Origin of the sequence: Mesorhizobium sp. LNHC209A00 (genome assembly GCF_000502915.1) — a bacterium.
Classification (GTDB): Bacteria; Pseudomonadota; Alphaproteobacteria; order Rhizobiales; family Rhizobiaceae; genus Mesorhizobium.
Genome location: NZ_AYWT01000012.1, coordinates 1 through 19,133 on the forward strand (window position 1 = coordinate 1; position 19,133 = coordinate 19,133).

The window sequence follows — 19,133 nt, forward strand, 5'->3', positions numbered from 1 at the left end:
CCGGCGAAGCCGGACAACCTACAACATCCGGCGGCGCCGGAGCTGTGGTTAGCACTCACCAAAGGCGAGTGCTAACGTGGCGCTGAAATAGGCCGCCGGCCTGCCAGAGTCAAGGCGCGTGAATCGCCTCTTGATAGGATGGCGATGAACTTATCGAAGCTTGGCAGAACCGAGCACCAGGAGCGGGCAACGTTCCGCCAGGGGATAGCTGCCGCTTGGCACGACGCGCACCTGGTCGAACCAACCTCGCGCCTCGTCCACGAGCATGGCCAGCGTCGCGAAGCTGTACCTCGTTTCGGAGCCCGCATAGACATCGATCGTGTTGATGGATGCCATGCTCCATCCCGTGTCTGCCGCAAGAGCCTCCCGGTCCGGAAACAGCTTGTCGAATGCCGCACGGACTGCCTGCACATCGACGCTGCTGTCGCAATCGACGGTCGTGGACGCCATGGCGATCCGCCATTTGAGCGCGTGGAAATTCTCGATTCCGCCGGCTCGGACCAGAGCTTCGATGCCGCGCAGGCCGTCCACGGTTTCCGGCCGAGCGAACACGCGGATCGCCGCGTGCCCGCCAGGCTTCAGTACCCTTGCGATTTCACCGAACAGCGAACCGCGCGCGGCCTTGGTATCGACCGCCGACAGGCAGCCGTCACCGATGACCGCGTCGAAACTTTTCTGCGCGACCGGGAGGTCAAGCCAGTTGCCGGCCATCGCCCTTCGCGATGTGTTGTCGCCGGCCCATACGCCAGAAATCATGGTGGCCGATTGATCGATCGCCAACATCGATCTGCCTAGAACAGCCAGTTCAGGTGTCACCCCAAGCAGAAGGACATCGGCATTTCCGAGATCGAGTTCGCGCTCGAATATGCCAACGGTTTCCGGCGTCGGCCGGAGCGGGGCGTCCAGGAGCTTCCAGTGCCGATGATAATTATCCCAATGATTCGTCATGCAGACCCGTTGGAGTCCAGGAAAGTCTGGCATTGATTGATTAGAGCCGCTTAATGGAAGTGGGGATGGAAGCCAAGGGGCTAGCTGGTGGCGCGCATCATTGTCATAACGCATGAGCATGACCGGTTCCTGGGTCACCGCGGCCTTCTGCTGCGCCGGAATAGCCGTTACATGCTTTTCGATGTTCTGGAGGACCTGAAAAGGAGGGGCCATTCGGTCCGGATTCAGCCTGGCCTCTCCGGACAATCCAGCGCCGATGTCGCGGTTCTGCACGTCGATGCGACAACGACGCCGGCAGATTATCTCGACTATGCGCGGAGTTTTCCCTTATGCCTCAATGTCGGGGCCGCCGATATATCGAAACGGCGGGTAAGCGGAGCGCTTCTGGCCAAGGGCAACGGCTGGCTGGGCCCGGTCATCGTCAAAAGCAATCTCAACAACCAGGGCATTCCGGAGACACGGCTCAATCGGCGGTCGAGGCGTGCCGGCCAACCGGCACCTTTTGCGCACGTGCCGGCCATGCCGTCCTACGAGGTCTACCAATCCCGGGACGACGTTCCCGATGGCGTCCTTGATCGCGATGATCTGGTCGTGGAAAAGTTCATCCCGGAAAAAGAACCTGACGGCTTTGCGGTGCGCTTCTGGGTGTTTTGCGGAGAGCGCGAGCGCTGCACCCGCTACGTCTCGCCAAACAGCATGGTCAAGGCATCGGAAACGATCCGGCGCGAGCCCGCCGCTGTTCCCGACGAACTGCGCGAACGGCGGCGTGAACTCGGCTTCGACTATGGGAAATTCGATTTCGTCATGCATGAGGGCAGGGCCATCCTCCTCGATGCCAACAAGACGCCCGGCCGCCCGCAGAACCTGGTGAAGATGTTCGCGGCCGGCGCTTCCGACCTGGCCGATGGTTTCGAAGGCCTCATCCGCCGGGCGAGATAGGTCCCCAATTGCCGGTCGCTAAAGAAACAGCCGCAACTGAGTGTGGATGATCGATCGGTAATCCTCGATGGTCCGGCGACCTTCCGCTTCACCCTGCGCAAGCGCCAGGCGCACAACGCCGCCGGCGAGCTGGAAGATCAGCAGAACCATGCGTTCGAATTGCTCGTGCTTTTCCGGCTCGAGCAAGGCGATGACGTGGTCGCAGAACATTCTTGCTTGATGCCGGGTTTCGGCGATGTCGAGATTCTTCAGCGCCTTGTCGGCCTGGATGGCGTTCTGCAGATCCTGGATGGCCGGATCCCCGGCGACCCGGCCGAGGTAGTCGTCAAGCAACCGGTCGGACGCGGTGATGACGTCGGGCGCTTCGCGGACATCGGCGACGATCGCCGTCAATCGCGCGCGGCTGGCTTCGGAAAACCGCTCATAAAGCATTGCCAGGATCGCCGACTTGTTGGGAAAGTAGTGGTAGACGGTGGCGATCGGCCCGCCCGCATGCATGCCGACCTCCTTCATGGTGACGGCGTCGATGCCCTTCTCGCCGATCAGCCGCATGGTGGTCGACAGGATGGCGTCGATGCGCTCGCGGCTGCGCTCCTGCTTGGGCCTGCGCCTGGGCTCGGTGATCGTTCGACTTGCTTGGTTCATGCACCGATCTTTCGCACGAGTTCCCAAATTCCGGTTGACAAGAAATATGATCAAGTATCAGTTTCTGGAATGCTGACAGACTGTCAGCTTTTTTGGCGTGCGGCAAGGACGTTGGGAGGCGCCTTTGACTTCGACAAGCGCTGGTCTTCAGGGCGAAGGCGACTGGCTGGTCGGCAATCCCAGCGGCGGGCAGCTCGCCTCGGCCCTGTGGATCGGGTCGGTCGGCCTGCTCATTCTCGGTCTGCAGCCCGTCCTGCTCGGCGCCCTCTATACCGAGGGCCATGTCAGCGGCGACGAACTGGCGCTGGTCGCCACCGCCGAGATGATCGCCATCGCGATCGGTTCGGCGATCGTAGCGATGCTGCTTTCCGTCCACAACATGCGCTGGAAAAGTGCCGTCCTCCTGCTGCTCTTGGCGCTGGCCAATGTGTGGACCGCCTATGCCGCCGGCCCCAACACGCTGATGGCGGCCCGCGCGCTGGCCGGCCTTGCCGAAGGCGGCCTTGTCGCGGTCGCCACCGAACTGATTGCCCGTTCGCGGCGCGCCGAACGCATCGGCGGCTATTTCGTCACCATGCAGACCCTGGCGCAATGCGCTGTTGCCCTGGTGCTGGCGCTCTATGTCATTCCAGCCGCCGGGTCGGCGGGCGGCTTCCTCGTTCTTGCCGTCGTCTGCGTCGCGTCGCTGGTGGTCGCGTTTGCTGTCCCCGCCGAATATGCCGATCTGCCGAAGGACGAAAACCTCGCCAATGTGCTGACGGTTCCCTCGATCACCGCGCTGTTGTCGGTCTTCTGCTACTTCATGTTCTTCGGCGCCGTATGGGCTTTTCTGGAGCCGCTTGGCGTCCAATTCGGCATCGATGGCCGCACGGTGGGGCTGATCGTCTCGGCCAGCCTCGCGGCGCAGGTCCTGGGCGCAATGACGGCGACCGTGTTCGAGGCGCGGATCGACTATCGCCTTGCAATCGCGGCGATCGGCATCGTCGCGCTTGTCGCCTCGCTCGTGCTTGCCAGCGGACCTGGCCTCACGACATTCTGGGGCGTCGCCCTGGTCATGGGTTTTATCCTGCTGTTCATCGTGCCCTACCAGATCCGCCTGGCGATCACCGCCGACGAGACCCGCACCGCCGTGCTGCTGGTGCCGGCTGCCCAGCTTTTCGGCCTGGCGATCGGACCGGTCGCGGCGTCGCTGCTCATCGACGGCAAGGAGTTTCGCCCGGTGCCCGAGTTCGCCGCCGCAAGCGCTGTCGCCAGCGTGGCGTTGCTCGGCCTGTTTGTCCTGGTGGCGCGGCGTCGCCGCGCGATTGCGTGAGCACCATGTCGAACGGCTGGAGCAACTGGTCCGGCTTTGTCACCGCCGAGCCGCGGCTGCTTGCCAGTCCGGCCGATGCCGGCGAACTCGGCGATCTCATTCGCACCGCACCCGGCCCGGTCCGCGTCGTCGGCGCCGGTCACTCCTTCACGCCATTGGTGAAGTCCCAAGGCACCATCCTGTCCCTGGAGAAGCTTGAAGGGCTGGTTGCTCATGACGCGAAAAAAAACCAGGCGCGCGTGCGGGCCGGGACGCGGCTTGGTCCGCTCATGCACATGCTGCAAGGCATCGGCCAGGGCCTGCCCAATATGGGCGACATCGACCGCCAGGCGATAGGCGGCGCGCTGGGCACGGCCACCCATGGCTCGGGGCCGACGCTGGGTGCCTATCACACACAGCTGGAAACGGTGCAGATCGTCGACGGGCTTGGCAAGGTCCGCGACTTCAAGCGGGAAGGGGATCAGGAAACGATCCATGCGATCGGCGTTGCGCTTGGCGCCTTCGGTGTGCTCAGCGAAGTGACGTTGAACAACATCGCGACCTACCGGCTGCGGCGCCGCAAATGGGTGCTGCCGATAGCCGACATGCTGCGCGATTTCGAAACGATGATGAACGAGCACCGGTCGGCCGAATTTTACTACATCCCATTTTCAGGCTACGCGCAGTTCATCGCCAGCGACTTCAGCACCGAGGCGACCACCCCGCGCCCGACCGACGATGACGAGGGCTCCCTGCGCACGCTGCGCCGCTTGCGCACCGGGCTTGCCTGGCTGCCGTCGCTGCGCCGCGGGCTGATCCTGGGCGCGGTCGCCAAGGTGCCGGCCGAGGATTACGTGCAGGACTGGCTCAACGTCTATGCCAGCGACCGGCAGACCAGGTTCAACGAGATGGAATATCACCTTCCGTTCGAGGAGGGGCCGAAGGCGCTGGCCGAGATCATCCAACTGACCGAGAAGCATTTCCCGGAAGTCTATTTCCCGATGGAAGTGCGGTCGGTGGCATCGGACGAATTCTGGCTCTCGCCTTTCCACAAAAGGCTCACCTGTTCCATCGCCATCCACCATGACGCAGCGAACGATCCGTTGCCGTTCATGCGCGCGGCCGAGCCGATCTTCCGCAGATATGGCGGCAGGCCCCATTGGGGCAAGATGCACAGCCTGAAAGCGGCCGACCTGAAAAAGCTCTATCCGCGCTGGGACGATGCGATGGCGGCGCGCCGCGACATAGATCCGCAGAACCGCTTCGTCTCGCCATACATGGCCGACCTGTTCGGCATCGAACCCAGTTCTTTCGGCATCCAGCCATGAAGGCGTATTTCGCCACGCTTTCGGATGCGCTGAAAGAGGCGGGCATTTTCCAACCCTGCCTGCTGCTCGACCTCGATCGGCTGGATGGCAACATTGCCCTGGTGAAGCAGAGGCTTGACCCCAGCCTTGCCGTGAGGGTGGTCGACAAGTCGCTCGCTTGCCTGCCGCTGCTCTCCCATATCGGCAAGGCGCTTGGAACCCACCGCCTCATGACCTTCCATCCGCCGATCACCGAGGCGGTGCTGAGGGAGTTCCCGGATGCGGATCTGCTGTATGGCAAACCGATGCCGGTTGGCGCGGCAAGGGCGGTGCTTTCCAGAGGCGGTTTAGCCTGGTCGCGGGTCTGTTGGCTGATCGATACACAGGAGAGGCTGGCGGAATATGGCGCGCTCGCCGACGAACTCGGCGTCGAATTGCGCGTCGCATTCGAAATCGATGTCGGACTGCATCGCGGCGGCTTTGCCGAACCGGCGGCCCTGTCGCGGGCGCTGAATGCCCTGCCCACCCACAAAGCGCTGCGCTGCGAAGGCGTCATGGCCTATGAGGCGCATGCGCCGCACATACCCGGCCTGTTTGGTGGACCGGCCAAGGCGTTGGCGCGAGCCTCCGAACAGGCCGCCGCTTTCGTCGCACGCCTTGGCGCGGACCAGCGCCATATCCTGAACATCGGCGGCAGCAAGACCGCGCTGCTTCATCATGGCGGCATTGCAAATGAAGTGTCGATGGGCTCGGCCTTCGTCCTACCCGTCGATTTCGATACGCCCGGCCTTGATGGCTTCCAGCCGGCGGCCTTCATCGCGACGCCAATCCTGAAAGTGGTCGAGCCGATGCTGCCTGGCCCGCCGGCGGTCTCACGTCTGCTGCAGGCGCTTGGCCGGTTTCCGCGCAAGGGCTGCTATGTCTATGGCGGCAAGTGGATGGCCGAACCGTTGTTTCCCGAAGGCATGACGACAAACGGCCTGATTGGCCTATCTTCTAACCAGCAGTTCATGGGTCTGCTCGCCCAGGCCGTCGTCAGGCCCGGCGACTATGCGTTCCTGCGGCCGACGCAGAGCGAGGCCGTGCTGCAGCAGTTCGGACCGATCGCGGTGCTTTCCGGTGGCAGGATCGTCGACCGCTGGCCGGTGTTGCCGATGATGTAGGCATCTCGGGCACCTTCCTTGATAGTTGACTCAGTCAAGTAAATGATCGATCCTGTGCCGGCAGGAGATGACTCGAATGACAATCCACCATCAGCCAGACAAGGCTGCGCCGAACAAGGACCTGATCGATGCGGTGCGGGCGTTCAACCGCTTCTACACCCGCCAGATCGGACTGCTTGATGAAGGGCTGCTGAAGAGCGCCTTCTCGCTGACCGAGGCACGCGTGCTCTACGAACTGGCGCATCGTGACGGACTGACCGCGACCGATCTCGGGCGCGATCTCGGTCTCGACGCCGGCTATGTCAGCCGTTTGCTGAAGAAGTTCGAGCGCCTTCACCTCATCTCCAGGGCCACCCTGGCTTCGGACGCTCGGCAATCGTCGATCGCGCTGACGCAGGCGGGCAGGAACGCCTTCGCGCCGCTTAACAAGGGTTCGCACGATCAGGTCGCGGCGCTGCTCGATCGTCTGCCTGCGTCGGAGCAGGACCGGCTGGTCAAGTCTATGCGGACCGTGCAGCGTCTGCTGGATGTCGATGCCGAGCTCAAAATCCCTTATCTGCTGCGGCCGCTGCAGGTCGGCGACATTGGCTGGATCATCCGCCGGCAAGGCATGCTCTACGCGCAGGATTATGGCTGGGATGCAACCTATGAGGCGCTGGTCGCCGAAATCCTCGCGGCGTTCGTAAAATCCTACGATCCGAAATGGGAGCGCGGCTGGGTCGCCGAGCGGGAAGGCGAGGTCGTCGGCTCGGTCTTCGTCGTGCGCAAGTCGGATCAGGTGGCCAAGCTGCGGCTGCTCTATGTCGAACCTTCGGCGCGGGGTCTCGGCATCGGCAAGCGCCTGGTCGAGGAATGCATCGGCTTTGCCCGCGCCAGGGGGTACAGAACGCTGACCCTATGGACCAACGACATTCTGACCGCCGCCCGGCACATTTACCAGGCGGTCGGTTTCAAGCTGATCGAGGAAGAGCCTCACCATTCCTTCGGCAACGATCTGATCGGCCAGAACTGGGAACTGGAGCTGTAGCGGCGCGTCATGCCTTGACCGGCACCCAGATCTCCAGCCCGCCATTGCCGGTGCGGGCATCGAATTCAGGCCCGTAGCGCTCGAATTCCGGCGCATCGGCAACCTCATGGCCGGATGCGGGCAGCCAGCTGTTCCAGATGGTGTTGATCGTGCGCCGGATGGTCGAGATGTGTTCGCGATGCGTGAAAACGGCGTATTTCCGCGCCGGCACCCGCACCCGTTGGAATTCCTTCGGCAGATCGGCGAAGTCGCGCACCTCGACGCCGACGACATAATCGAAATTGCCGGCATCGTCGCCGTTGAGGCAGACGCCGTAGAAAACGCCGGCCACTTGCCCGGGGATGTGGCCGATATAGGGAGCGAAGCGCTGCCATTGCATTGGAATGCCGGCACTGGACTCACAACTGTAGCGCTCGCCCAGTCCGGCGATGAGGAATGGCCGGCTGGTCTCGAACCGCGGTGGTTCAAGTGTGGTCAAAAGCGAATTGTCCATCAGGATGGGCTCCACAAGGTCGAGGGTCTCAGTCGAACCTTGCGCGCGCACCAGTTCCGGCGTGGTGCCGAACTGGTCGCGGAAGGCCCGGGTGAATGCCTCATGCGAGTTGTAGCCGGCGTCGAGCGCGACGCACAGGATGTCGGGCGCGCCGCCGGCCAGCCTTCGCGCCGCCTCGGTCAGCCGGCGCGAGCGCATGTAACCCATGACGGAGCGGCCGGTGGCAGCGCCGAAGGCGCGCGTCACATGAAAGCGCGACGCGCCGCTGCTTTGGGCGACGTCGTCGAGCGTAACAGCCTCCGGCAGGTGGCTTTCCACAAACCATAGCGCCTTCTCGGTCGGGTTCATGTGTTCCTCGCATGTGGCGTCCTCACTGTGGCGCCTCGTTGCCCGGCCAGCTTGATCGAAATTGCGCATCGCGCAAATAGGCGATCGGGCCGCGCGGTGTCGTCCGCGCGGCCTGTCGTCTATCGTTGGCTCGGATCGCCAGCCGGCTGGTTCAGCGGTAGCGCGCCTGGTTCCATTTGTGGCCAAGCAGGGAGAGGATGATGATCAGCCCGTTGAAGAACTGGACGTAGAAGCCGCTGAGGCCAGCCGCCACGACGCCGGTTTGGATAAACGACACCGTGACGGCGCCGATCGCGCCGCCGGCCACGGTGCCGATGCCACCCCAGGTCGGCGTGCCGCCGACGAACACCGAGGCCAGCACCGGCAAGAGATAACCGTCGCCGGCGGTTGGCCACCAGGTGAAGTTGATCATCACCGAGAAGGTGCCGGCGATCGCGGCCCCGATGCCGACGAAGACGAACACTTTCACCCGCACGCGCTTGACGTCGATGCCCATCTGCTGGGCACTGTCGGGGTTGTCACCGACCACCTTCACCTGCGCGCCGAAGCGGTGGCGGTTGTAGAGCATCGCCGAAAAGACGACGAAGGCGATGGCCCAGAAAATTTGCACCGGAATGCCCAGCACCTGGCTGGAGAAGATCCTGTAGGCCCAGCTGTCGGCAAGGCTGGTCAGCGAAGTCGATCTGCCCTCATTGATGATCTGAATCAGGCCGCGCAGCAGGAAATTCATCCCGAGCGTGGCGATCAGCGACGACAGCCCCCCATAGACCACCAGCGACCCGACGAGGAAGCCGAGCAGCGTGCCGGTGACCAGCGCCGCCGCGATGCCGAGGAACGGATCGTAGCCCGCCTGCACCACCAGCGCGAAGACCCAGGAGGCAAACCCCATCGTCGCGGGAAACGACAGGTCGATCTCGCCGCAGGTGACGACGAAGACCAGCGGCACGACCACGAACAGCGCCACCGGAAGCGTGGTGAGCACGGCGCTGTAGAGATACCAGGTTGTGAAGACCGTCGGGTTGGCGATCATGAAGACCGCCATCATGACGACGAACACGCCGAGCGTGCCAAGCGAAGCGCGGTTGTCAAGGATGAAGCCGCGCATCCAGTGATCGGACGGGTGCTTCCACTCGCTCTGGGAACTGCCTTGGCGGGAAATGCTGGCCGACGGCTCGTGCAGATCGGGCTGCATGGTCTTGCTCATCGTGCTCTCTGCTCCGCGTCGCCGGTGTCGTGCAGCCCAGCCAACCCGCCCGGATGCGCAACGTCTTCCATGAAGTTGATGAGGTCTTCGGCCGACTTGACCTCGCCGCGGTCGGCGGTGAGCGCGACCTTGCCGCGATCCAGCACCACGAAGCGATCGGCGATGTCGAAGACATGATGGATGTTATGGCCGATGAACAGGATGGAGCGGCCGCTCGCCCGCACCTGGCGCACGAAATGGAAGACCTTGGCGGTCTCGGTCAGAGACAGCGCCGTCGTCGGCTCGTCGAGGACGATCAGTTCCGCCTGCTTGTAGATGGCGCGCGCGATCGCCACGCCCTGGCGTTCACCGCCCGAAAGCTGGCCGACGATCGAATGCGGCGTGAACACTTTCGAGGTGAAGCCGATCTCGCGCATCAGCCGGCTCGCTTCCTCGATTTCCTTGCCGACCTTCAGCCAGCCCAAAGGGCCGGTGAGTTCGCGGCCCATGAAGATGTTGCGGACGATCGTCTGCTGCACGGCCAGCGCCCGGTCCTGGAACACCGTTTCAATGCCGGCCTCGCGCGAACGTGCCGCATTCCATCCGGTCACCGGCTTGCGGCGGATGAGGATCTCGCCGCTGGTCGGCTTGACCACACCGGAGAGGATCTTGATCAGCGTCGACTTGCCGGCGCCGTTGTCGCCGATGAGGCCGACCACCTCGCCGCGATCGACGCTGAGGTTGACCCCGCCAAGTGCGTAGACATGGCCGTAGGACTTGGCGATATCGCGCAGTTCTATGAGACGTTCGGCCATCGCATCCTCGCTTGATTGTCTGGCACCAGCCTTCTCGCCAGCGGCCCCGCCGGCCGGGCCTGATCCCGGCCGGCGGCTTGGGAGGTCAGCGCAGCGCCTGCTTGGCGAGTTCTGCGACGATCTCGTAATTTTCGGGCGTGACGAAACCGGCGCCGGTGTCGACATTCATCGGCGCCAGACCCAGCACCACCTGCTGGCACAGGCTGAGGATCGGCAGATAGCCCTCCAGGAATGGCTGCTGGTCGGCCGTCAATTGCACCCAGCCCCCCTTGAAGCCCTCGACGATCTGCGGACTGGTGTCGAAGCCGAAATTGAAGATGTCGCCAGGCTTTCTGCCAGCTGCCTGCATGTAGGTGGCGACATTGCCGAGCATCTGTCCGCCGGGATAGCCGACGGCCTTGACATCAGGATTGTTGAGCAGCGCTGCCGTAAGCACCGGTATCGCCAGATTGGGGTCGGAAGCCCATTCGCCGCTCGGCGGCGACGACAGCTGGATGACTTCGACGCCCGCCTCCTTCAAGGCCGCCACCGTGCCGCGCTCGCGTGCTCCGCGGCTCTCGTTCTCGAACGGGCCGATCATGATCGCCTTGTCGCCTGCCTTCAGCTTGCCGAGCTTGAACGCTTCGGCGCCGAGTGCGCGGCCCTGCTGTTCCTGCTGCGCGCCGATATAGCCGCCACCGAATGCCGCCGTCACCTTCGGCACCGGGACGTTCTGGTACATCATCTTGATGCCCTCCTTATGCGCCTCGTCGGCGAGCGGCATGATCGCGGCGTCGCCCGGATGGCCCATCATGGCGATGCCCTGGGGCTTGACCGCGACCGCTTCGCGCAATTGCTGCACCATCTTCTCCGCGTCCCACTGGGAGAAGATGTAGTCGACCTTGGGCCCGAGATCGGCCGCTGCCTGCTTGGCGCCATTGTAGACGATGGTGCCGAAGGCGTCGCCCTCGGCGCCGCCGACGAAGAAGCGGATGTGGACGTCCTTGCACCATTGGGCGTCGAGCGCCTGCGCCGGCAAGGTGAAGATTGCGGCGGTAAGCGCCGTGGCTGCTGCCACGACGGTCGTGCGCAGAAGTGTCGTCCTGATCGCGATGCTCATACACGTTCCTCCCATGTTTTCCTCGTCAGCCGAGGGCCTTTGAACGATTGCTTTGGCAATGCCACTTGCGGCCGGCTCCTCCCGCCGACCGATCCTCACGCCGGATTTGGCAGGTAGCTCGCACCTCCCCGGCATAGTTTGAGATACTCCAGGGCGCGTGCCTGCCCCGTGATCTCGAGGTCGCCGCGATAGACCGGGTCGTGCCAGCCTTCGATGTCGATGGCGCCCTTGTACCCGGCCAGCCTGAGTTCACTGATCACCCGGGTCCAGTCGCTGTCGCCGAAGCCGGGCGTGCGCATCTGCACGAAGGGCAGGCGGCCGAACACGCCGTGCTCGCGGATGACGTCCCAGCGCACCGTGGCGTCCTTGCCGTGGACATGAAAGATGCGATGCGCCCATTTGCGGATCTGCGGCATCGGATCGATCAGGTAGACGAGTTGGTGGCAGGGCTCCCATTCGAGACCGAGATTGTCATCGGGCAATTCGTTGAACATCAGCTCCCAGGCATCCGGATTGTGGGCGATATTCCAGTCTCCGCCGGCCCAATTGCCGTCCATGGCGCAGTTCTCGAAGGCGATGCGCACGCCCTTGTCGGCGGCGCGTCTGGCCAGTTCGCCCCATACCTCGCGATAGCGCGGTAGGCTGTCGGTCAGCGGTTTCCCGCGGATGCGGCCGGTGAAGCCGCTGACCAGCGTGGTGCCGAACAGATGGGCGTTGTCGATGACCGTTTTCCAGGCATCGAGCACGCCGCGGTCGGTGTCGCCGCTCTCGAGCGGATTGCCGAACATGCCGATCGAACTGACGGTGACGTCGGCATTGCCGATCGCCTCTTCAATCTCTCCGGCGAGCCGCGCCAGATCCTTGCCGCCGAGCGTCTGCCAGAAGAAGGGCTGGATGCTCTCGAAGCCGAGCGGCAGGATTTGCCTGACATAGGCGGCCGGGTCTTCGAGATTGGCCCGCACCATGGTGCCGATCCTGATGTCGAGAAGCGGGTTCGGCATGGTCATCCTTCCTGCGATGCGATGTTCACGCGACGACCGGTCTCGGCGCTCTCGATCGCCGCGAAGACCATGGCCAGGCTCTTGATGTTGTCCGAGCCCCGCGTCTCCGGCTCGGTGCCGGTTTTCACGGCTTGCACGAAGTCGGCAATGACCCCGAGATGCCCGCCGATACGGTCGGACGGATCGAGGGGAGGCACCCTCACCGGCCCGACCTTGTCGATCAGGCCTTCGCGCTCCGGCAGCACGACTTCCGCCTTCACCTCGTCATGGCCGTCCCAGATCAGGCTGCCGCGCTCACCGACGATACGCCAGCTGCCCTCCCAACTGGTGCGAAAGCCGTCGGCGCACCAGCTGCCCCGATAGGTGAACATCCTGTTTCGGCCGAGCTCGAAAGTGGCGCTTGCCGACGACCCTTGCCGATACCAGGAATTGGCCGGCTCCCATTCCTGGCAATAGACGTCGGCCGGTTCGCCGTTGACCATGTAGCGAGCGGCATCGAAGGTGTGGATCGCCATGTCGAGCAACAGCACGTGACGCATCTCTTCCCGAAAGCCGCCAAAATGCGGCGCCACGAAAAAATCCGCGTGGATGCTGGTCGGCGCGCCGATGGCGCCGGAATCGAGAAAGCGACGGATGCGCCGGACATTGGCGACATAGCGGCGGTTCTGGACGACGGCGTGGACGCGGCCGGCGCGCCGCGCGGCGTCGACGATGGCGCGGGCGTTGGCCGGACTGTCGGCGAGGGGCTTTTCCGTCAGCAGGTGACAGTGATGGGCAAAGGCCGAATTGGCCACCTGGCGGCGGGCGGCCGGAACGACCACGTCGAACACCGCATCGGCTTTGGTCTGATCCAGAATGACGTCGAGATCGGTGCCGATCGCGACCCCTGCAAGTTCGTATTCGCGGGCTCGCTGGCGTGCCCTGTCGGCGTCGAGGTCGACGAGACCGGCAATCCTGATTTCAGGGGACTGACGGGCGGCCTCGAGCCACGTTTTGCTCATGGCTCCGCACCCGACCAGGACGACGTGCAGCATCCGGCGCTCCTCCGCCAACCCCTCCCGGTTGGCATTCACGGACCTTCCGTAAACGTTTACGATGACACACCCGAAGGCGTAGAATGTCAACCGGATTTGTGGGCCGTTCGTCTGTGTGGCCTTGGCCGCAAGGTCCGCTAATGTTAGCGGGAACGGAAGGGGATTGGTCTTGGCATCCAGCATTCACGATCTTGCGCGTCATTTGAATATTTCGATCGGCACGGTGTCCCGCGCGCTCAATGGGCGCGCCGATGTCAATGCCGAGACGCGGCAGCGCGTGCTCGATGCGGCGCGCCTACTCAACTATTCACCCAACCAGTCGGGCAGGAACCTGCGCCGAGGCACCACCCATGCCGTTGCTTTCATGCTGCAGCCCCACCCGGGCGATCAGCAATATGGCGAGCCGTTTTTCATTCCGTTTCTGAGCGGGCTGCAAGCGGCACTGGCCGAGCACGGGCTCGACCTGATCATCGTCATGGGCGCGCCCGCCGATTATCAGCAGGAGCGCCTGCGACGGGTCGTCGAGACACGCCGCGCCGATGCCGTGCTGCTGGCCTGGACCCGGCGTGAGGACGATCGCATCGACTATCTCAGCAGCGCCGGCTTTCCGTTTGCGACGCTTGGCCGAAGCCAGTCGGGTGACGAGACCTATCCCTCGCTCGACCTCGATTTCGAGAAGGCGGGCGCCGACGCAGTCGACCGCCTAGTTGCACGCGGCCACCGCCGCATCGCCGCCATCCGGCCGTCGCTCGACCTAAACTTCGGCTATCTGTTTCTTGATGGCTATCGCAAGGCGCTGCGGCGGCACGGCATCGACATCGATCCCGAGCTGATAGCCGACGGCTTCATCAACGAAGCCGGCGGGTACGCGGTGACGCCGCAAGTCATGCGCTCGAAGGATCCGCCCACAGCGATCATCTTCAACAATGACGCGATGGCGCTCGGCGGCTGCAAGGCGCTTGCCGAGATGGGGATCATGCCCGGCCAGGGCATCGCGGTGATCGTCATCGTCGATACGCCGCTCTGCCGCTATTTCTCCCCGGCGCTGACCGCTTTCCGTCCGGCATTGGAGCCGATGGGACGGCGGCTCGGCGAAATCCTGCTCGCCTCGCTGCCGGCTTTCGCCGGCAGCGAGGGGCCGCAGACCATCCGGGAAGTCTGGCCGCTGGAACTGGTCGCGCGTGACAGTGACTGACCACATGCCTGTATTGTTACAACATGACAAAGACCGCCGCCTTGGCTCGCCGCCGCGCGCGGCCTAGGCTGCGGCTCGTGATGGTCCCAGGCCGAAAGGCGAGGGGCGAAAAAGGGAACGCGGTTAGACCGTCGGCAAGATCGTCGTCGACCTGCGGCTGCCGCGCACGATCCTGGCGATCTGTGTCGGACCGATGATCCCGCATCTGTCGCGGCGGCTGGCCGGTCCCTTGCACCAGCGCCTGATCGCAAGCAGCGCGCTGTTCCGGGCGGTGCTCCTTTTGGCAAGCGATCTTCTGGCTCGGACCTTGCTGCCGCCGCAGGAACCGCCGATCGGCATCATCACCAGCTCGTTCGGCGCGTTCTTCGTCGTTATCATGATTGTCTGAAACCGCCTTTGACAAAGGCATCTTCCGTGGCTTTCAGGCGTTGTCGCGGACGGGTACGGCGTTCACGCGGCGCCAACCAGGATCGAGTTGCAGGTCCGCCATACGTGTTTGCCGGCTTTCATCGCGAAATGCCATCTTGAATAGTAAGCACGCTTATTATATATATCGCTCATGGTTTCGGATGGCGTCGATAGATTGGGATTTTTGATCCACGACGTGCAACGCCTGATGCGCAAGCGCTTTGAGGCGCGTGCCAGCGGGCTCGGCCTGTCTTCGGCGCAATGGCGGCTTCTGGTCCGCGTTGCCAAGGAGGCGGGCGTTGCACAGGCGCGGCTCGCCGAACTGCTGGAAATCGAGCCGATCAGCGTTTCACGCCTGGTGGACCGGATGGAGGAGGGCGGCTGGATCGAACGCCGCTCCGACGCGGCCGACCGGCGCGTGCGCATGATCTTCCCGACCGAGAAGGCGAATGCGGCCTATGCGGAGGTCAAGAGCCTTGCTGGCGAGGTCTATGAGGAATCGCTCAGCGGCGTTTCGCCGGAAGACCGGCGCGTCCTGATCCGGGCGCTGGATGTAATCGTGCAAAATCTGACGGAAAGCGAAGCTTCGTCGCTTGAAAAGATCAAGAGTGCGGAAGGTGCGACAGCATGAACGCGGTAGCCAAGGTAGAAGAAAACGCTCCCAAGGTGGAGATGGAAAAGCCGGTCCAACCGGCATCAACCCCGGTCGCGGTCGCTCCTCCCGTGCAACCCGCACCGGCGCCGAAGAAGAAGCGCCGCATCGGCCGCTTCTTCTTGATGTTCGCCTTGCCGGCGGCATTGATCATCGGCGGCGGCTATGTCTGGGTGACGGGCGGGCGCTACCAGGAAACGGAAAACGCCAATCTGCAGCAGGCCAAGGTGTCGATCGCCTCTGATACGGCCGGTCGCATCGTCCAGGTCGCCATATCGGACAACCAGACGGTCAAGCACGGCGAGCTCCTGTTCGCCATCGATCCCGAGCCCTACCGGATCGCGCTCGCCCAGGCGGACGCCGCGGTCGCTACCGCGCGCCTCAATGTCGAGCAGTTGCGCGCGGCCTATAGCCAGGCGCTGTCGCAGCAGAAGTCCGCTGCCAGCGAGGTCGACTATGCGCAGTCGCAATTCGATCGCGCCGCCGATCTTGCCCAGAAGGGCATCAACGCCAAGTCGTCGCTGGATCAGGCCAAGAACGATCTCGACAAAGCCAGGCAGCAACTGGCTGTTGCCGAGCAAGGCATCGTCAGCGCCAAGGCGGCACTCGGCGGCAACCCCGACATCGAAACCGACAAGCATCCGACGGTGATGTCGGCGCTGGCGGCGCGCGACAAGGCTGCCTATGATCTGGAGCAAACGACGGTGAAGGCGCCTGCCGATGGTGTCGTCTATCAAGCCGCGTCCTTCAAGGTCGGCCAGTATGTCGGCTCCGGCACGCCATTGTTTGCGCTGGTCGAGACCGGCGACACCTGGGTCGACGCCAATTTCAAGGAAACCCAACTGACCAACATGAAGCCGGGCCAGAAGGCGGAGATCGTGGTCGACACCTATCCGGGCAGGACCTTCGAGGCGACGGTCAGGGCTATCGGTGCCGGTACCGGCGCGGACTTCTCGCTGCTGCCCGCCCAGAACGCCACCGGCAACTGGGTCAAGGTCACCCAGCGCATCCCGGTGCGCCTGGAACTGACCGACCCCGACGCCAAGATGGCGCTGCGCACCGGCATGAGCGCCTCTGTTACGGTCGATACGGGCGTCGCGCGTGGCTGGCCATCGATCTTCGGTCACGCTACGGCCGGCGAGCCCGCGAAGTAGTCGGCGCAGCCCGCGGGCACCAGGCGGGTTAAAGCGAGTTGGAGGATTGGTCTGACGGGAGGGGTGGAAAGGATCAGCGTTTGGGCCTAGCCGCGTGGCAGGCGTCCAAAATCTGAAATCTTCGACACGGACCTGTCGGTCCTCGGGTTTCCGGGCGGCAGGCATCCGCTCATCAGAGACTTTCAGTCGATGTAACCCCCACATCGACAATCGCGTCCCACCGCGACGAAGGTCTCTCGACGGAAGGCTTCGCCGCCCGGAAACCCGTTGTACACGTTTCTGTTACCTTCTGGAAGTTCTGCCCCATGAGCACGTCCGAACCATTCAAAGAAGTGCCGCATCGTGGCCTGATCACGGTCGCGCTCATGCTGGCGACGATCATGCAGGCGCTTGACACCACCATCGCCAACGTCGCGCTGCCGACCATGACCGGCGATCTCGGCGCCTCGCCCGACAACATCAACTGGGTGCTGACCTCCTACATCGTCGCCGCCGCCATCATGACCCCTGTCACCGGCTGGCTCGCCGACCGTTTCGGCCGCAAGGAACTGTTCCTGACGGCGGTGGTCGGCTTCACAATCTTCTCGATGTTATGCGGCCTGGCGTGGAGCCTGGAAACCATCGTGCTTTTCCGGCTGATGCAAGGTGTGTTCGGCGCCGCGATCGTGCCGCTGTCGCAGACCTTCCTGCTCGACATCAACCCCAAGGAGCGCCATGGTCAGGCGATGGCCATATGGGGCGCCGGCATCATGCTGGGACCGATCCTCGGCCCCACGCTCGGCGGCTGGCTGACCGAGAATTTCAACTGGCGCTGGGTGTTCTTCATCAACCTGCCGGTCGGCATCGTCGCCTTTCTTGGCATGGCGGCCTATCTGCCGGCGGTCGCCAGGCGGGTGCGCAGCTTCGATTTCTTCGGCTTTGCCATGATATCGCTCGGCGTCGGCGCCCTGCAGCTGATGCTCGATCGCGGTGGCGAGGTCGACTGGTTTTCCTCGGTCGAGATCTGGATCGAGCTTGGTCTTTCGCTCACCGGCTTCTGGGTGTTCATCATCCACACGATGACATCGGAACATCCCTTCATCGATCCGAAGATTTTCCTCGATCGCAACTTTGTCACCGGGCTGGCATTCATCTTCGTCATGGGCGTGCTGATCCTGGCCTCGATGTCGCTGCTGCCGCCGATGCTGTCGACCATCTTCGGCTATCCGACGGTCACCATCGGCATCGTCATTGGGCCGCGCGGTGTCGGCACCATGATTTCCATGCTCGTCGTCGGGCGCATCATGGGCAAGGTCGATGCCAGGATTCTCGTCGTCATCGGTTTCCTCCTGACCGCGCAGTCGCTCTACACCATGGCCAGCTTCACCCCGCAGATGGACAACTGGCTGATCCTCAGCTCCGGCGTGATCCAGGGCCTGGGCATGGGCATGGTGTTCGTGCCGCTGTCGACGGTTGCCTTCGCCACGCTCGACGCCCGCTACCGCACCGATGCAACCTCATTGTTCAGCCTAGTGCGAAATCTTGGCTCGTCGATCGGCGTGTCGGTCGTGACCGTGCTGCTGGTGCGCAACACGCAGATCAACCATGCCGAGCTTTCAACCTTCATCAACCCGTTCAATCCCAATCTCTGGGCGGTTTCGCCGGCGGCCGCCGGCGGCGATCCGACGGCACTGTCGCAGGTCGACCGCATGGTCAATCTGCAGGCCATGATGATCTCTTACGTCAACGACTTCAAAATTCTGATGATCATGACGCTGGCCGCCATCCCGTTCGTCTTCCTGCTGCGCAAGCCGAAAACGGCGCCGGCCGGCGGCGCGCCTGCCGCCCATATGGACTGATGTAGCGGCTGTTCGTCAGTGGATGGCCGCTGCCGGCGATGTCTTTGCTACCTGCCGAGCACCAGCGACCAGTAGCGCAGGTTGGGGTCGCGGCCGTCACGAACGTAGGCAAGTCCAAAGCGGCTGAAGTCCGGATCGAGTATGTTGCGCCGGTGCCCCTGCGAATGCATCCAGATATCGAACAGCTTCTGTTGGTCGAAGCGGCCGGCCGCGATGTTCTCGGCCGCGGCGCCGTGCACGCCATTGTCCCTCATGCGCGAGGCGAAATCCTTGCCCCAGCCGGTGGTGTGGCTCATGTTTTCACGCTTCGCCATGTAGCCGGCCTGCTGCAATGCTGCTTGCTCCAACTGCGCGTCGGGGGTCAGCGGGCCGCGCCCGGCCGTGGCGCGCAGGCTTGCCAGCGTGCCGGTTGCCGAGGAGGAAACCCCGGCGCCTTGCCCTGTCGGCAGCGAGACGGTGCTGCAGGCGGCAAGCCCAAGCAAGGCCGCCAGGCCAGCCGCCTTGAGCCCAGCCGTCTTGAGCCAGGTGCGCCTGTTCAAGTTCGCGATCCGATCGCAATCGATTTTCGAAGTGGTCATGCGTGCCTGACTCGG

18 protein-coding genes and 1 pseudogene are annotated in these 19,133 nt (G+C 63.6%); 10 read left to right on the top strand and 9 right to left on the bottom strand.

Annotated features, from left to right (window positions below; genetic code table 11):
• Positions 1 to 150: 150 nt before the first annotated feature.
• Positions 151 to 1,068, bottom strand: coding sequence for a methyltransferase domain-containing protein (locus tag X739_RS143080; RefSeq protein ID WP_245273929.1), 918 nt, complete (start codon positions 1,066 to 1,068; stop codon positions 151 to 153).
• Between the two features lie 51 nt (positions 1,069 to 1,119).
• Here X739_RS143080 and X739_RS143075 point away from each other — a divergent pair, with 51 nt between their 5' ends.
• On the top strand, positions 1,120 to 1,887 hold the full coding sequence (locus X739_RS143075; protein ID WP_245273930.1) for a hypothetical protein: 768 nt from the start codon (positions 1,120 to 1,122) through the stop codon (positions 1,885 to 1,887).
• An 18-nt stretch (positions 1,888 to 1,905) separates the two neighbouring features.
• Here the strand turns inward: X739_RS143075 and X739_RS143070 are convergent, their stop codons facing one another.
• The gene (locus X739_RS143070) at positions 1,906 to 2,532 is read right to left on the bottom strand and encodes a TetR/AcrR family transcriptional regulator (protein WP_023774570.1); all 627 of its coding nucleotides are present in this window, start codon (positions 2,530 to 2,532) and stop codon (positions 1,906 to 1,908) included.
• 124 nt (positions 2,533 to 2,656) lie between these two features.
• On the opposite strand from X739_RS143070, the gene X739_RS143065 reads away from it, so the two are divergent.
• The 4 genes from X739_RS143065 (at position 2,657) to X739_RS143050 (ending at position 7,320) form a co-directional block, all read left to right on the top strand.
• Positions 2,657 to 3,844 (top strand): MFS transporter, encoded by a 1,188-nt coding sequence (locus X739_RS143065; RefSeq protein WP_023795534.1) that lies wholly within the window; start codon positions 2,657 to 2,659, stop codon positions 3,842 to 3,844.
• Positions 3,845 to 3,849: 5 nt separating this feature from the next.
• A complete protein-coding gene (locus X739_RS143060; protein ID WP_023795535.1) occupies positions 3,850 to 5,151 on the top strand; it encodes a D-arabinono-1,4-lactone oxidase in 1,302 nt (433 codons plus the stop codon).
• A complete protein-coding gene (locus tag X739_RS143055; RefSeq protein WP_023795536.1) occupies positions 5,148 to 6,293 on the top strand; it encodes an alanine racemase in 1,146 nt (381 codons plus the stop codon). Before X739_RS143060 ends, X739_RS143055 begins: the two co-directional genes overlap by 4 nt.
• 76 nt (positions 6,294 to 6,369) lie before the next feature.
• Entirely contained in the window at positions 6,370 to 7,320 is a 951-nt protein-coding gene (locus X739_RS143050; RefSeq protein WP_023795537.1) for a helix-turn-helix domain-containing GNAT family N-acetyltransferase, read from the top strand.
• A gap of 7 nt (positions 7,321 to 7,327) precedes the next feature.
• Here the strand turns inward: X739_RS143050 and X739_RS143045 are convergent, their stop codons facing one another.
• From X739_RS143045 to X739_RS143020, 6 genes are all read right to left on the bottom strand, one after another.
• Entirely contained in the window at positions 7,328 to 8,161 is an 834-nt protein-coding gene (locus X739_RS143045; RefSeq protein WP_023782966.1) for an AraC family transcriptional regulator, read from the bottom strand.
• A gap of 151 nt (positions 8,162 to 8,312) precedes the next feature.
• Positions 8,313 to 9,365 carry an ABC transporter permease gene (locus tag X739_RS143040; RefSeq protein WP_023795538.1) on the bottom strand — a complete coding sequence of 351 codons (1,053 nt, stop codon included), beginning with the start codon at positions 9,363 to 9,365 and terminating at the stop codon, positions 8,313 to 8,315.
• A complete protein-coding gene (locus X739_RS143035; RefSeq protein WP_023795539.1) occupies positions 9,362 to 10,159 on the bottom strand; it encodes an ATP-binding cassette domain-containing protein in 798 nt (265 codons plus the stop codon). Before X739_RS143035 ends, X739_RS143040 begins: the two co-directional genes overlap by 4 nt.
• 85 nt (positions 10,160 to 10,244) lie before the next feature.
• On the bottom strand, positions 10,245 to 11,258 hold the full coding sequence (locus X739_RS143030) for a substrate-binding domain-containing protein (RefSeq protein WP_023795540.1): 1,014 nt from the start codon (positions 11,256 to 11,258) through the stop codon (positions 10,245 to 10,247).
• A 95-nt stretch (positions 11,259 to 11,353) separates the two neighbouring features.
• Entirely contained in the window at positions 11,354 to 12,259 is a 906-nt protein-coding gene (locus X739_RS143025) for a sugar phosphate isomerase/epimerase (protein ID WP_023795541.1), read from the bottom strand.
• A 2-nt stretch (positions 12,260 to 12,261) separates the two neighbouring features.
• Positions 12,262 to 13,293, bottom strand: a complete 1,032-nt coding sequence (locus tag X739_RS143020; protein WP_023795542.1) for a Gfo/Idh/MocA family oxidoreductase — start codon at positions 13,291 to 13,293, stop codon at positions 12,262 to 12,264.
• A gap of 169 nt (positions 13,294 to 13,462) precedes the next feature.
• Between X739_RS143020 and X739_RS143015 the strand changes: the two genes are divergently transcribed.
• The 5 genes and pseudogenes from X739_RS143015 (at position 13,463) to X739_RS142995 (ending at position 18,540) form a co-directional block, all read left to right on the top strand.
• On the top strand, positions 13,463 to 14,488 hold the full coding sequence (locus X739_RS143015; RefSeq protein ID WP_023782971.1) for a LacI family DNA-binding transcriptional regulator: 1,026 nt from the start codon (positions 13,463 to 13,465) through the stop codon (positions 14,486 to 14,488).
• Between the two features lie 184 nt (positions 14,489 to 14,672).
• Positions 14,673 to 14,876: pseudogene (locus tag X739_RS143010) on the top strand (iron chelate uptake ABC transporter family permease subunit); the annotation flags it as partial.
• A gap of 171 nt (positions 14,877 to 15,047) precedes the next feature.
• Positions 15,048 to 15,527 carry a MarR family transcriptional regulator gene (locus tag X739_RS143005; protein ID WP_023795544.1) on the top strand — a complete coding sequence of 160 codons (480 nt, stop codon included), beginning with the start codon at positions 15,048 to 15,050 and terminating at the stop codon, positions 15,525 to 15,527.
• Positions 15,524 to 16,702 carry an HlyD family secretion protein gene (locus X739_RS143000; RefSeq protein ID WP_023774556.1) on the top strand — a complete coding sequence of 393 codons (1,179 nt, stop codon included), beginning with the start codon at positions 15,524 to 15,526 and terminating at the stop codon, positions 16,700 to 16,702. Before X739_RS143005 ends, X739_RS143000 begins: the two co-directional genes overlap by 4 nt.
• A gap of 305 nt (positions 16,703 to 17,007) precedes the next feature.
• Positions 17,008 to 18,540, top strand: a complete 1,533-nt coding sequence (locus X739_RS142995; RefSeq protein WP_015318371.1) for a DHA2 family efflux MFS transporter permease subunit — start codon at positions 17,008 to 17,010, stop codon at positions 18,538 to 18,540.
• Positions 18,541 to 18,587: 47 nt separating this feature from the next.
• Here X739_RS142995 and X739_RS142990 read toward each other — a convergent pair whose 3' ends face one another.
• On the bottom strand, positions 18,588 to 19,118 hold the full coding sequence (locus X739_RS142990; protein WP_023795545.1) for a CAP domain-containing protein: 531 nt from the start codon (positions 19,116 to 19,118) through the stop codon (positions 18,588 to 18,590).
• Positions 19,119 to 19,133: the final 15 nt, after the last annotated feature.

Bases quoted from the DNA above. Each gene is read 5' to 3' on its own strand.
- X739_RS143080 (WP_245273929.1), bottom strand. From the start codon at position 1,068: ATGCTCATGCGTTATGACAATGATGCGCGCCACCAGCTAGCCCCTTGG.
- X739_RS143075 (WP_245273930.1), top strand. From the start codon at position 1,120: ATGCTTTTCGATGTTCTGGAGGACCTGAAAAGGAGGGGCCATTCGGTC.
- X739_RS143070 (WP_023774570.1), bottom strand. From the start codon at position 2,532: ATGAACCAAGCAAGTCGAACGATCACCGAGCCCAGGCGCAGGCCCAAG.
- X739_RS143060 (WP_023795535.1), top strand. From the start codon at position 3,850: ATGTCGAACGGCTGGAGCAACTGGTCCGGCTTTGTCACCGCCGAGCCG.
- X739_RS143055 (WP_023795536.1), top strand. From the start codon at position 5,148: ATGAAGGCGTATTTCGCCACGCTTTCGGATGCGCTGAAAGAGGCGGGC.
- X739_RS143050 (WP_023795537.1), top strand. From the start codon at position 6,370: ATGACAATCCACCATCAGCCAGACAAGGCTGCGCCGAACAAGGACCTG.
- X739_RS143045 (WP_023782966.1), bottom strand. From the start codon at position 8,161: ATGAACCCGACCGAGAAGGCGCTATGGTTTGTGGAAAGCCACCTGCCG.
- X739_RS143040 (WP_023795538.1), bottom strand. From the start codon at position 9,365: ATGAGCAAGACCATGCAGCCCGATCTGCACGAGCCGTCGGCCAGCATT.
- X739_RS143035 (WP_023795539.1), bottom strand. From the start codon at position 10,159: ATGGCCGAACGTCTCATAGAACTGCGCGATATCGCCAAGTCCTACGGC.
- X739_RS143030 (WP_023795540.1), bottom strand. From the start codon at position 11,258: ATGAGCATCGCGATCAGGACGACACTTCTGCGCACGACCGTCGTGGCA.
- X739_RS143025 (WP_023795541.1), bottom strand. From the start codon at position 12,259: ATGCCGAACCCGCTTCTCGACATCAGGATCGGCACCATGGTGCGGGCC.
- X739_RS143020 (WP_023795542.1), bottom strand. From the start codon at position 13,293: ATGCTGCACGTCGTCCTGGTCGGGTGCGGAGCCATGAGCAAAACGTGG.
- X739_RS143005 (WP_023795544.1), top strand. From the start codon at position 15,048: ATGGTTTCGGATGGCGTCGATAGATTGGGATTTTTGATCCACGACGTG.
- X739_RS143000 (WP_023774556.1), top strand. From the start codon at position 15,524: ATGAACGCGGTAGCCAAGGTAGAAGAAAACGCTCCCAAGGTGGAGATG.
- X739_RS142995 (WP_015318371.1), top strand. From the start codon at position 17,008: ATGAGCACGTCCGAACCATTCAAAGAAGTGCCGCATCGTGGCCTGATC.
- X739_RS142990 (WP_023795545.1), bottom strand. From the start codon at position 19,118: ATGACCACTTCGAAAATCGATTGCGATCGGATCGCGAACTTGAACAGG.